General features: G+C 36.3%; 8 protein-coding genes and 6 tRNA genes. 13 read left to right on the top strand and 1 reads right to left on the bottom strand.

Features of this window, described 5'->3' with window-relative positions:
• Positions 1–95 precede the first annotated feature (95 nt).
• The 11 genes from KE503_RS05870 (at position 96) to KE503_RS05920 (ending at position 5,987) form a co-directional block, all read left to right on the top strand.
• A tRNA-Leu gene (locus KE503_RS05870) sits at positions 96–176 on the top strand.
• 78 nt (positions 177–254) lie between these two features.
• Positions 255–329 (top strand) — tRNA-Pro (locus KE503_RS05875).
• A gap of 6 nt (positions 330–335) precedes the next feature.
• Positions 336–406 (top strand) — tRNA-Gly (locus KE503_RS05880).
• A 29-nt stretch (positions 407–435) separates the two neighbouring features.
• A tRNA-Arg gene (locus KE503_RS05885) sits at positions 436–509 on the top strand.
• A gap of 48 nt (positions 510–557) precedes the next feature.
• A tRNA-His gene (locus tag KE503_RS05890) sits at positions 558–631 on the top strand.
• Positions 632–667: 36 nt separating this feature from the next.
• Positions 668–740: transfer RNA gene (locus KE503_RS05895), tRNA-Lys, on the top strand.
• Positions 741–990: 250 nt separating this feature from the next.
• The gene (locus KE503_RS05900; RefSeq protein ID WP_022375062.1) at positions 991–1,842 is read left to right on the top strand and encodes a MetQ/NlpA family ABC transporter substrate-binding protein; all 852 of its coding nucleotides are present in this window, start codon (positions 991–993) and stop codon (positions 1,840–1,842) included.
• A 197-nt stretch (positions 1,843–2,039) separates the two neighbouring features.
• Entirely contained in the window at positions 2,040–3,050 is a 1,011-nt protein-coding gene (locus KE503_RS05905; RefSeq protein WP_055197441.1) for a methionine ABC transporter ATP-binding protein, read from the top strand.
• A gap of 1 nt (position 3,051) precedes the next feature.
• Entirely contained in the window at positions 3,052–3,714 is a 663-nt protein-coding gene (locus tag KE503_RS05910) for a methionine ABC transporter permease (RefSeq protein WP_055197443.1), read from the top strand.
• A 106-nt stretch (positions 3,715–3,820) separates the two neighbouring features.
• A complete protein-coding gene (locus tag KE503_RS05915) occupies positions 3,821–4,306 on the top strand; it encodes a hypothetical protein (RefSeq protein ID WP_022375059.1) in 486 nt (161 codons plus the stop codon).
• Positions 4,307–4,478: 172 nt separating this feature from the next.
• Positions 4,479–5,987: a glycosyltransferase family 39 protein gene (locus KE503_RS05920; protein WP_212384706.1), complete on the top strand. Its 1,509-nt coding sequence runs from the start codon at positions 4,479–4,481 to the stop codon at positions 5,985–5,987.
• 51 nt (positions 5,988–6,038) lie between these two features.
• Here KE503_RS05920 and KE503_RS05925 read toward each other — a convergent pair whose 3' ends face one another.
• Positions 6,039–6,473: a hypothetical protein gene (locus KE503_RS05925; protein WP_022375057.1), complete on the bottom strand. Its 435-nt coding sequence runs from the start codon at positions 6,471–6,473 to the stop codon at positions 6,039–6,041.
• 117 nt (positions 6,474–6,590) lie between these two features.
• On the opposite strand from KE503_RS05925, the gene addB reads away from it, so the two are divergent.
• Complete coding sequence (gene addB / locus KE503_RS05930; RefSeq protein WP_212384707.1) at positions 6,591–9,944, top strand: helicase-exonuclease AddAB subunit AddB; 3,354 nt, start codon at positions 6,591–6,593, stop codon at positions 9,942–9,944.
• Positions 9,910–13,476, top strand: coding sequence for a helicase-exonuclease AddAB subunit AddA (gene addA / locus KE503_RS05935; protein ID WP_212384708.1), 3,567 nt, complete (start codon positions 9,910–9,912; stop codon positions 13,474–13,476). Before addB ends, addA begins: the two co-directional genes overlap by 35 nt.
• The last annotated feature ends 33 nt before the right edge of the window (positions 13,477–13,509 follow it).

Here is a 13,509-nt window from a genome sequence, read left to right on the forward strand (position 1 = left end):
TTACAGAACAATAGAGTTTATGCGGTTTAACGTAGATTTGATTCCTTGACTTTTAATCAAGTTGTCCGGGGTTCGAATCCCCGCACGCTCATTATGCGGATGTGGCGGAATTGGCAGACGCGCTAGATTTAGGTTCTAGTGTCTACGACGTGCAGGTTCAACTCCTGTCATCCGCAGTTCTTTTAAGAATTGACAAACATAATAAAGTATGGTAATATATTTTCGTTATGAGTTGTGAAATTGCATAACACTTACGGGGTGTGGCTCAGCTTGGCTAGAGCGCTTGATTTGGGATCAAGAGGTCGCAGGTTCGAATCCTGTCACCCCGACTATAAGCGGGTGTAGTTCAATGGTAGAACTCCAGCCTTCCAAGCTGATCACGTGGGTTCGATTCCCATCACCCGCTTTTTAATTTTATAGAATCCTATAAAATTTGAGTCTGTAGCTCAGTTGGATAGAGCAACGGCCTTCTAAGCCGTGGGTCGGGGGTTCGAATCCCTTCAGGCTCGTTTTTCTATATCTGAATATATTATTACATATAGAAGTAACACATTATGGTGGGTATAGCGCAGCTGGTTAGCGCGCCAGATTGTGGCTCTGGAGGCCGTGGGTTCGAATCCCATTACCCACCCTGTTATTTTGCTTATTTTACAAGATAATCACATAAGGGTGTGTAGCTCAGGTGGTAGAGCACTTGACTTTTAATCAAGTTGTCCGGGGTTCGAATCCCCGCACGCTCACTTGCTAGAAGAGATATGATTTTAAAGAAATTTAGGATTATGTCTCTTTTTTGATATATATATTAAAAAAACGAATAACTAGACTAAATAGTATCTCCCACAAATTAAACACTCCGTTATAGCCAAAAACTATATCAAACTAAAAGAAATACATATTTTACAAACTCCTAATGCACTGTTATACTAAACTTAATCAGTTGAAACAATAACACACAAATAAAAATAACAGAAAGATTATGAGGTGAAAAATATGAGAAAAGGAAAGTTAAAAAAAGCCTTAGCATTGGCATTAACAGGAGCAGTTATCATCGGAGCATTCGCAGGATGCGGAGCAAAGAAAGACAGCAGTAGTGATACAAAGAAAGAAGAAACAAAGAAGATCGTCATCGGAGCAAGTCCATCTCCACATGCTGACATCTTAAAAGTAGCAAAGAAAGAATTAAAAAAAGAAGGATACGAATTAGAGATCAAAGAATACTCTGATTATGTACAGCCAAATACAGCACTCGAATCTGGAGATTTAGATGCAAACTATTTCCAGCATAAACCATATTTAGATGATTTCAATAAAAAGAAGAAGACACATTTAGTTTCTGCTGGAATGATTCATTATGAACCATTTGGAATCTTTCCAGGAAAAACAAAGACTTTGAAAGATTTAAAGAAGGGTGCAACAGTTGCAGTTCCTAATGATACAACGAACGAAGCAAGAGCATTATTATTATTACAGGATCAAGGACTGATCAAATTAAAAGATGGTGCCGGATTAACAGCAACAAAGAAAGATATCGTAGAGAATAAAAAAGACTTGGCGATCAAAGAAATCGAAGCAGCTCAGATTCCAAGATCTTTAAAAGATGTTGATATCGCAGTTGTAAATGGAAATTATGCATTACAGGCAGGATTAAAGGTAAATAAAGATGCTTTAGCAACAGAAGATGCTGATTCTGTTGGAGCAAAAACATATGGAAATATCGTGGCTGTTAAAAAAGGAAATGAAAAATTAGCAGCAACAAAAGCTCTGATCAAAGCATTAAAGAGCGATACAGTGAAAAAATATATCAACGACAAATATGATGGAGCCGTTGTACCTCTGTTCTAAGAACAGGAGAAGATGAAAAACTATAAGTAATTTATGGAAGAAGCAAGAAATTATTGAAAAAATCAACTGAAATTGTTATGATGAAGCTATTGTCTGTCAGAAAACTGAGGGACAATAGCTTATCTGATTCTTGGAAAACTATATAAGATCTGAGAATTATAGTAAGATAATGAAAGAAAGATAGAAAGGATAAAGTCATGATTGAATTAAAAAATATAGATGTAACCTTCAAAAATGGCAGTCATGAATTCAAAGCGGTTGATAATGTAAGCTTAAAGATCAACAAAGGAGAGATCTTTGGAATCGTAGGACCAAGTGGTGCAGGAAAGAGTACTCTGGTACGTGTGATCAATCTGTTACAAAGACCAACTAATGGGGAAGTGATCATTGAAGGATCAGACATTACAAAATTTAATCGAAAACAATTAAGAAAAACCAGATTAAATATTGGAATGATCTTCCAGCATTTTAATCTGATCAGCGGATCAACAATTGCTGAAAATATAGCATTTTCATTATATGCAAACGATTATCCAAAAAATAAGATCAAAGACAGAGTTAAAGAACTCTTAGAGATCGTACATCTTCCAGAGAAAGCGGATGCATATCCAGCAAACTTAAGTGGTGGGCAGAAACAAAGAGTTGCGATCGCAAGAGCTTTAGCAAATAATCCAGATATTCTGTTATGTGATGAAGCAACATCAGCCTTAGATATTGAGAATACAGAAGAGATTGTGGAATTATTAAAAGAGATCAATGAAAAAACACATATTACGATCGTATTTATCACGCATGAGATGGATGTGGCAAAGAAATTATTTGACCGTATCGCATTTATGGAAGACGGACAGTTAAAAGAAGTGACAGATATTTATTCTGCATTTGCAGATCCAAAGTCAGATATCGCAAAGAGTCTGGTACAGAGAGTTTTAAATGTAGAAGTACCAGAAGGATTAACAGCCAAACCAAATGAAGAAATTGTTCGTTTAAGCTATACAGGAGATGATTCTTACGATCCTGTGATCAGTGTTGCCTCTAAGAACTACGATATCACGATGGATATTATCAATGGTAAAGTTGATTATATCAGAAATAAACCATTTGGTATGCTGATCGTAATCTTACGCGGGGAAGATGAAGAACGTAAGAAAGCATTAGAATACATCAGCAAGAATGTATACAAATTAGAGAGGCTAGGAGGAAGATAGTATGAATCAAACAATGGAAATCATTCAGTCAGAATTTGCCCAGGCATCCTTTGAGACCTTTGAGATGGTATTGATCTCCATGATCGCAGCAGCAATCTTTGGAACAATTTTAGGACTGGTCTTACATTTAGCATCAAATCCGATTTTTTATAAAAACAAGGTTGTTAACGGAATTGCGGGAACGATCATCAATGTGATCCGTTCATTGCCATTTATTATTTTGATCATCGTATTACAGCCATTAGCAAGATTGGTTGTAGGAACAAGCATTGGACCAATTGCAGCATCTGTGTCACTGGCAATTGCAGCGATCGCATTTTATGCAAGACTGGTAGAAGGTGCTTTCAGTGAAGTTGATAAAGGTGTGATCGAAGCAGCGGTTGCAACAGGAGCTGGTATGCCGCTGATCATCCGCAAAGTTTTATTTGTAGAAGCAACACCTGCGCTGGTACGTGCATTAACTGTTACATTTGTAAGTGTTATTGGATATTCTGCAATGGCAGGAGCTGTCGGTGGTGGTGGAATCGGTAATCTTGCCATCATGTATGGTTATAACCGTTATGAGACAGGGGTGCTGATCATTACCGTTGTTGCATTGGTTATCATTGTTCAGGTAGGACAGTGGATCGGGGATAAGATTGCACTGAAACTTACAAGAAAATAAGGGTAGCTAAAATAAAAATAAGAAATTTTCGTATCAAAATAAATATTTTCTTTTCTTCTGGACAGAATATAAGTATCAAGATGTTAAGAAGAAAAGGAGATACAATATGAAAAAGACGATGAAGCTTGCAAGTTTTATTTTTGCATTGACTTTGGCAGTGTCTGTAGTTTTGACCGGATGTGGGAATGGAAGAAAGGATTCTACAACAAAAGGTACAACAGAGAATAACAATGCATCCAATACGACAGAAGATAATTTGGTAGATGATGCAGAGGATGCCGTTGATGATGTGGCAGACGGAGTCGGTGATGCCGTTGAAGATGTAGCAAATGGATTTGATAATTATGATGATGCACACGATTATTTACTAAATCGCCTTCAGACAGATGATAAGGATGGAAAATATGAAGTACGCAACGAGACAAGAGATGAGCAGGAATATAAAGATGGAGCCAGTGGATATCATTTTGAGATTTATGATGCAAATGATGATTCTGGGAAGAAATACGGAGATTTTTATGTAGATAAAGACAATGGAAAGATCTACAAACGAAATACAAAAACAGAGAAATTAGAAGAATACAAGAAATAAAGAAAAAGGCACAGGGAGATTTAATCCTGTGTCTTTTTTGTTGTATAAAAAACGTAAGAAAAATTTAAGAAAAAAATGATAGACAGATTTAATACTTTTGTTGTTTAATATTCAAAGAGGGATTCAGCTGCAAATGCAGCGCTTTGTACAATAAGGATAAAAGGAGTAAGTTATGAAAGCTATGAAACTACTTTATCGCATATCAAATGGTATGGTATATGCGATTTCTTTTGTGATACTCGCAATTCTCACAATCAAGAATCTAATATTTTCCACTTATGTTATGGATATTAAGGAACATATCAGCATCCGCAATACAAATGTATGGATGACAGCAGTTTTTATGATCGGGCTGGTTCTTTTGTTTTACCTGTTATTTAAATTTTCGGAAAGAATCGATGAGAAAAAACTGTTTTTATTTTTTTCTGTGATATATCTTGTGGCAGGAATTTATATGATCATAAATATAAATTCTGTATTAAGATATGATGCATTGTCTGTTCATAAAGCATCCATTGCGATCCATCATGGAAAATTTACAACAATGGATATGGGGCATTATATGTACAGATACCCACATCAGATTGGATTTCTGATCTATGAATATATATTGGGATTTATAAGCCATGATGCAAAGCTATTATTTGGAATGAATCTTGCAGCGATTTTTGGAATTAATTTTTTCATATATAAGATTACAAAAGAAATATTTAATGACCAGCATAAGGTTAATTTGACAGCAATTACTTTAAGTTTTTTATTTCTGCCACAGTTTTTCTTCCTGACATTTGCATATGGATTGATTCCGGGATTTTTTCTTCTGACAGTTGGAGTTTTTTATCTATTTGCCGCAGTCAGGACAAAGAAATGGAAAGATATGATCCTAAGCAGTATTTTTCTTATGCTAGCAGTACTTATGAAGAAGAATTTTATTATTGCACTGGCAGCGTGTATTTGTTATCTTTTTTTACATTATTTAAAAGAACATGATAAAAATATCTTAAAGATGATGGTATTATTTGTCATAGTATTTGTTGCAGGTAAGATGATCATGACGGTTGGATTTGAAGTAGCGACTGGGAAAAAGATAAATAAAGGAGTCCCAAGTATCTTGTGGGTCGCGATGGGAACAGATCCTGATAATCATGTTCGTTCTGGAGGATGGTATAATAAAAAATTTATCGATGTATATGTAAGCAATAATTACGATAGAGAAAAAGCAGCGAAGCAAGGAGAAAAGATGGTATCTGGATATATTAAACAGTATAAAAGACATCCTAAGAAGGCTTGTGAATTTTTTAGCAAAAAGCTTACAACAACATGGACAGATCCATTATATGAATCTATTTTTTCGGGGCCGAAGGCAGCGGCAGGGCAGTATGTGAAAACAAAACAGCTGCATCACCTGTTCAATGAAGAAAAACATGATACATATCTTTATACGGGAATGAAAGCATATATAATTTTACTTTTGGCAGCGGTGTGGATCTTTGTGATAAAGTATTTAAAAGAATATGATAAGGCAGCATTTGGACTGATTTTTTTGATCGGTGGATTCTTGTTCCATTTGTTCTGGGAGACAAAGGGGCAGTATGTATATCCATATATTTTTATGCAGATACCGACAGCTGCTTATGCAGTCACACGTTTTTATGAGAAGATTTCGGCAAAGGCTAAATAAGAAATTAAAATATATGAATACAAACTCAGAGTATGAAAGCGGTACAGGAAATTATTCCTGTGCCGTTTTTAATGCATTTTTAACTGCCTGTTTTAATAATGTATTTGTATACTGGCTCTGGCCATCAAATTTAATTTCATCGATACTGTTTACTTTTGGAAGCTGTTTGTTGATTTCATTTAAAGATGGTTCGACCAGAGGATACATGGTTTTTATGGATTTATTTAAATGCTTCAGGGAAACATGCTTTGCTTTTCCGTTCTTCACTGTAACTTGAAGTTCTAATTCATTTTCGCCAAGTTTTAATGGAGAGGTATAGACTCCTTGTGCGTAACCGGAAGTTTCTTTTGATTTTTTTGATGATTTATGTGATGGTATAAACATAAAGACCAGAAGCAGGATCAAAAGGATTCCAAGCAAAATAAAAATTCCGGTGTAAATAAGTTCCCGTGCTTTAAATACGACGATTTTCGTTTTTGATGACATAGTTATCCTCCTAAAAGATTCTATCTCTAATTTATGCATAAGCAGCTGTGTTTAGAACATCTTTACGGAAAATAAAGGATAGGATATAATAAAATGATATAAAATGGAGGAAAAGATATGGCATTACAGTTTATATTAGGATCGTCAAGATCTGGGAAGACAGATTTTATTTATGAGCAGATGATCAAAGATTCCATGGAACATGAAGATGAGGAGTTTTTCTTCCTTGTACCTGACCAGTCAACACTCAATGCACAAAGACAGCTTGTACAAAGACATCCACGCCATGGAACATTTAATATTGATGTGGTGGGATTTTTTAGATTGACTTATCGTATATTTGAAGAATTGTCCTATATTCCAAAAGATCTGCTGGAAGATGAAGGAAAATCCATGGTAATAAGAAAGGTCATGGAACAACACAAAGACGAGTTAAAGGTTTTTTCATCCAGTATGAAGAAACAGGGATTTATTGATGAATTGAAATCATTTTTTGCAGAAGTATATCAGTATGATGTTTCAATGGAAGATTTAAAGAAGACGATGGATATAATGAAAGAAGAAGGCTTGCGTTCAAAGATGGATGACATACTTCTTGTGATGGAGAAATTTGAAGATTATATCAAGGAACGCTATTTGATCTCGGAACAGCTTTTAGATGTGCTGGCACAAAAGATGGATCGATCACAAAAGCTTAAGGATGCGACGTTTTATCTAGATGGATTTACAGGATTTACACCGATACAGAGAAAGGTTATTGAGAAACTTTTAAGGATAGGAAAAAATGTCTATGTAGGACTTACTTTAGATGGGCGTTATGTAAGAAGCAGATACCATGAATATGAATTGTTTGCCATGTCAAAGAAGGAAAAATATGAATTGATCAAGCTTGCACAGGAGGCAGGAACGCCTGTTATGCCAGATATCATATGCTGGCCGGATGGAAGAGATTCTAAGGAATTAAGACATTTAGAGCAAAATATCGAACGATATCCATATGAAACATACGACGAGGTACCAAATGACATAAAAATCCGTTGTTTTATGAATCCAAGGCAGGAAAGCAGGGCGGTGGCAAATGAGATCGAACGTTTTGTAAGAGAAGAAGGATATCGCTACAAAGATATTGTTGTACTGACTGCGGATCTTGACAGTTACCAGAATGAACTGGAAAAGAGTTTTGATGATCTGCATATTCCATATTTTGTGGATGTGAACCGCAAGTTATTAAATAATCCTTGTATTGAGACACTTCTTTCTGTCTTGAAGATGATTCAGAAAGATTTTTCCTATGATATGGTATTTCGATATTTAAAATCGGGATTTTCAAATTTTACGATGGAAGAAGCAGATTTTCTGGAAAATTACGTGCTGGCATGCGGAATTCGTGGTTTTGCAAGATGGAACAGACCGTTTGCTTCAAAACTTTTTTCTGATGAAGAGACACAGAGAGCGGAAGAATTAAGAATTCGTTTTATGGAAGAAGTGAAAGATCTAAAGACTGGATTAAAGCGCAGGGGAAGTACCGTAAAACGCAAGCTTATTTATTTGTATGAATTTCTGGAAATGCTTGATGTCGAAGGAAAGATGGCAAAGAAACAAGAGATGTTTGAAGAAGAAGGAAATCTGATTCAGGCAGCAACTTATGCGAAAGTATATGATCAGGTCATTGATCTGTTAGAACAGATGGCAGAAATTTTAGGGGAGGAAAAGCTTTCTTATGATGATTTCTTAAGTGTTCTTGAAAGTGGATTGGAAGAAATGCAGATTGGAGTGATTCCGCCAAGTCTTGATCAGATTGTGATCGGGGATATGAAACGAACAAGGACAGAGGAAGTAAAAATCCTATTTTTCTTAGGTGTCAATGAAGGTGTGATTCCAGCTGCAAATGATGGCGGAGGAGTAGTCAGTGACTATCAAAGAGAGATTCTTCAAAGTTACGGGATCGGTCTTGCACCGGGAGCAAAAGAGTCTGCATATATGGAACAGTTTTATTTATATCTTACAGTGTCAAAACCAACTGACCGCTTGTATGTATCGTATCGCATGATGGATGCAGCAGGAAATAACAATCGCCCATCTTATTTTATCGAAAGAATCTTAAGAATTTTTCCAAAATTAAAAATTTCAATGGAGGAAGAAGAACAAAAGACTGGGTACACAAAAGAAGAAGCATTAGATCAGATGATCCTTTGTCTGCAAGATCTTGATCTTACGGAGAATGAGGATTCGGATAAAATGAAATGGATGCAGACATTATATTATGCACTGAAGGACTTGAAACCAGTTACAGATTATGTGGATGCAAGATTTTATACGAATCAGGCACTTCCGCTTAGCAAAGAATTGATCCATGATCTTTATGGAGATACGATTTCTGGAAGTGTAACAAGAATGGAGAAATTTGCTGGATGTGCATTTTCACATTTTATGCAATATGGACTTAGACTTCGTAAACGACTGGTACATGAAATTCTGCCGACGGATATGGGAAAAGTCTTTCATAAGACAATGGAGCTGGTCGGAAAACGCAGCGACTGGAAGTTCGCAGATGATGAGTCAAGAGATGAATTTGTAGATGCTATGGTAGAATTGGCAGTTACAGATGTTCAGAAAGAATTGTTTGAAAGTAGTCATAGGAATGAATATGTCTTGGAACGTATGAAACGAATCTCTAAAAGAGCTGTGTGGGCAATGGAACAGCATATTAAGAGAGGAGATTTTACACCAGAAGAGTACGAAATTGCGTTTGGTGAGGAAAATCATCTGGATTCTATGACGTTTGCATTAGAGGACGGAGAGAAAATGATCTTTTCCGGTGTGGTTGACCGCATGGACAGCGTGGAAGATGAAGAAAATAAATATTTAAAGATCATTGATTATAAATCAGGAAAGCAGAAGTTTGATTTTGCAAAGATTTTTCATGGACTACAGATGCAGTTGATCATTTATATGAATGCTATGATGGAATTGTATGAGAAGAAAAGTGGTAAGAGAGTCTATCCGGCTGGGATGTTTTATTTCCATATGGATGATCCGGTTGTCAATGTGGAGCATGAGAGGGAAGCGAACGACAAGATTTTGAAAGATCTTAAGATGAGTGGTGTTGTCAATGAAGATTTTCAGTTGATCGATCATATGGAACATACGGGACCAGAAGGATATCTGACATTACCGGTCAGAGCAACAAAGTCAGGATATGATAAGCGATCTTCTATTTTAAATACAACGCAGTTGTTAAATCTTGGGGAATATGTAGAGAAGAAGATGACGGATCTTGGAAATTCATTGATGCATGGTGATATTTCCATTAAACCATATGAATATGAAGGAAGAAAACCATGCGAGTATTGTGAATTTAAAAATATCTGTGCTTATGAAGAAGGTGTTGATCAGGTGGAGAAGATCAAGAAAATATCACTAGAGGAGGGAAAACATGCCTTGGACGAAACAACAGCAGAAAGTCATTGATCAAAGAGATGCCGACATTTTAGTATCTGCTGCAGCAGGTTCCGGAAAGACGGCAGTCTTGGTAGAACGTATCATACAAAAGATCACAGATGACAAGCATCCGATCGATGTAGATCATCTGCTAGTCGTTACATTTACAAAAGCGGCAGCAGGAGAGATGAAAGAAAGGATCATGGCAGCACTTGATGAGAAAGTAAGAGAGTTTCCGGGGAATCAGCATTTTGTGAAACAGCTTTCTCTGATCCATAAAGCACAGATTACAACGATCCATAGTTTTTGTATGAATTTAATCCGTGATTATTTTTATGTGCTTGGCATTGATCCAAGCACAGCACCGGGGGATGAAGGAAGATTATCAGCAATCCGTCAGGAAGTGTTGGATGACTTGTTAGAAGAGGCTTATGAGAAGAAAGAAGAAGATTTTATTAATCTTATTGAATCTTATTCTCCGGGTAAAAATGATAATATCATCAGCGAATATATCTTAAAATTATATCAAAATGCACGAAGTCATAGAGAGCCTTTTAAATGGCTTGATCAGGCAGAAGAAAACATATCTGTTGAGACATTAGAACAATTTGAACAGGCACCATTTATGAAGATCATTTTGAGGGATGCAAGGATTTCAATTGATGGTGCGTTAAACCTGATAAAAGAAGCTTTAGAATTGTCACTTTCATCGGGAGGGCCATGTTTTTATGAGAAAACATTCCGAAAAGATCTGGAAATCGTAACAAAGATCAGTGAGGCACAGACATTTTCAAAGTTGTGTGAAGTTTTTGTGAAGATTGAAAAGCCAAGACTTTCCGGGCGTAAGAAGAAAACAGATGAGACCGATGAAATGCTGCAGGAACAGTGTAAATTGTTAAGAGCACAGGCGTATGGTCTGCTCGATGATTTAAAGGCTGCATATTTTTATGAGAATGAGTCAGAGATTTTTCATGAATTAAAGAGGATCAAAAGTCCGATCAGGGGCCTAATACATCTGACAAGAGAATTTATGATGCGTTATGATGAGAAAAAGAAGAACGAAAATATCATGGACTTTGATGATATGGAACATTTTGCATTGGATCTTTTGATCGATCATTATGATGAGCAAGGTAATCCGGTACCAAGCAAGATCGCAAAAGAAAAATCAGACGGATACGAAGAGATTTATATTGATGAGTATCAGGACAGTAACTATATTCAGGATGCGATCTTACGAAGTGTTTCAAAAGAAGCAGAGGGTGGACATAACATGTTTATGGTAGGAGATGTCAAACAGAGTATTTACAGTTTCCGCCTGGCAAGGCCGGAGTTGTTCCTTGAGAAATATCATGGATATCAGCAAAAGGGAGAAGAATATCAATTGATCGAACTGCGAAACAACTTTCGAAGCCGCAGTGAAGTTCTTACCTTTGTTAATGATGTATTTTACCAGATCATGCATGAAGATCTTGGAAACATTGAATATACGAAAAATGTTGCTCTTGTTCCAACGATGGAGTTTGAACAAGGATGTGATGCCCAAACAGAGATCTTACTTTTAGAATCAAAGGAAGTAAAGAATTCAGAGGAAGATGCCGTTGTTTTGGAAGCAAGAATGATCGCATCAAGGATTCACGAGATGGTAAATGGAGAAAAACCGATGATGGTTACAGGAAAAGATGAAGAAGGCAATACCATTTTAAGGAAAGCAAGATATAGTGATATAGTGATCTTGCTTCGATCTATGAAAGGGAATGCTGAAGTGATTCAGAAAGAATTGATGGATGCAGGCATTCCTGCATTTGCGAATAGCCAGAAAGGATATTTTGATACTGTGGAGATCCGGACACTGCTAAGTCTGCTTTCTGTCGTTGATAATATTTATCTGGACATTGATCTTGCAGCGGTCTTAAGATCGCCAATGATCGGAATGTCAGAGGAAGAACTTGGACGATTGAAAGTTGATGGTGGGAAAAATTCACTTTATGAATGTCTTTGTGAAACAAAAGAGAGCATAAAAGGTTCTAAGAAAGCATTACAACTTCTTGAACTTTTAAGGGATGCCAAAACATATCTGTCATTAACACAGCTGATCTGGCTCGCACTAGAAAAGACCGGATATTATTATTATGCAGGTGCAATGCCACAGGGAAAGAAGCGACAGGGAAATATTTTGATGCTTATTGAACAGGCAAAAACGTTTGAAAGCAGTCAGATCAAAGGATTATTCCATTTTGTGCGATTTATGGAACAGTGCAAGGAGTATGATATGGATTATGGTGAGGCAAATACCATGAGTGAGGATCAGGATCTTGTGCGTATTTCAAGTATTCATAAGAGTAAGGGATTGGAATATCCAATCGTATTTGTCTCAAAGATTCATCAGAAATTTAATTTAAGAGATGCAAATGGAAGTATGATCTTCCATGGAGATTATTTTATCGGGGCAGATCATATTGACCCAATTCGAAGGACAAAAAAGAAAACGATCTTAAAAAATCTGATCAGAAACCAGATGAATCAGGAATCTTTAGGGGAAGAATTAAGAGTCCTTTATGTTGCGATGACAAGAGCAAAGGAAAAACTGATCCTTACAGGAATAAAGACAGATGATATTATGTGGCATGACCAAGAAGATGTCACAGCGATTAATCTTTTGAATGGAAGATGCTATTTTGACTGGATCAAGAAAGCACTTCCAAAGGTTCCTAAAGAAGACTACAGATTGAAGATATATACACTTGAAGATCTTTTGTGGCAGCAGGAAGGAAATGAACTTCTGCATGAGATGAACCGACAGATTTTTTATGAACGTCTGAAGGATCAGATTCCAAAAGATAAAGTAAAAGAAATGAAAGACAAATTTGATTATCATTATCGCAATGAGACAGAGACAAAAGGACGTTTAAAATATTCTGTATCTGAGATCAAACGTATGAGTCAGGCAGCGGATAAGCAAGAACGGCTGTATACATCCGTTCATCAGGAAAAGGAAAAAAGGGTTCCTGCATTTATCAAGAAGAATGAAAAGATTTCAGCGACATCTAAAGGTACCGTGATTCATAAGGTGCTTGAACTACTCAATTTTTCCAAAGATCACACGATGAAAAGTTTAAATGAAGATATCAAAGAATGGATCGATCAGGGAAAATTAAAAAAAGAATATGATAAAGTGATCTATCGAAAAGAAATTCTTGCACTTACAAACTCACAGCTTGGAAAACGTATGAAAACAGCAGATCAGAAAAAAAGATTGTATAAAGAACGTCAATTTGTAACAGGAATACCATTTTCAGATATGAACCAAGAGGCAAAAACAGACGACTTTGTTGTTGTTCAGGGTATCATTGATGCGTATTTTGAGGAAACAGACGGGATTGTGCTGGTAGATTACAAGACAGACAGAGTTAACGAAGGAGAAGAACATATTCTGATCAATCGATACCATGCGCAGATGGAATCTTATAAACAGGCATTAGAGAAGATCACAGGGAAAAATGTAAAAGAAATCTATATTTATTCTGTGACATTACAAAAAACGATCACAGTTCATGTATGAAATTTCTGATTTGTCATACGCTAAGAATAAATG

The organism is Anaerostipes sp. Marseille-Q3525, assembly GCF_018223505.1.
Lineage (GTDB): Bacteria > Bacillota > Clostridia > Lachnospirales > Lachnospiraceae > Anaerostipes > Anaerostipes amylophilus.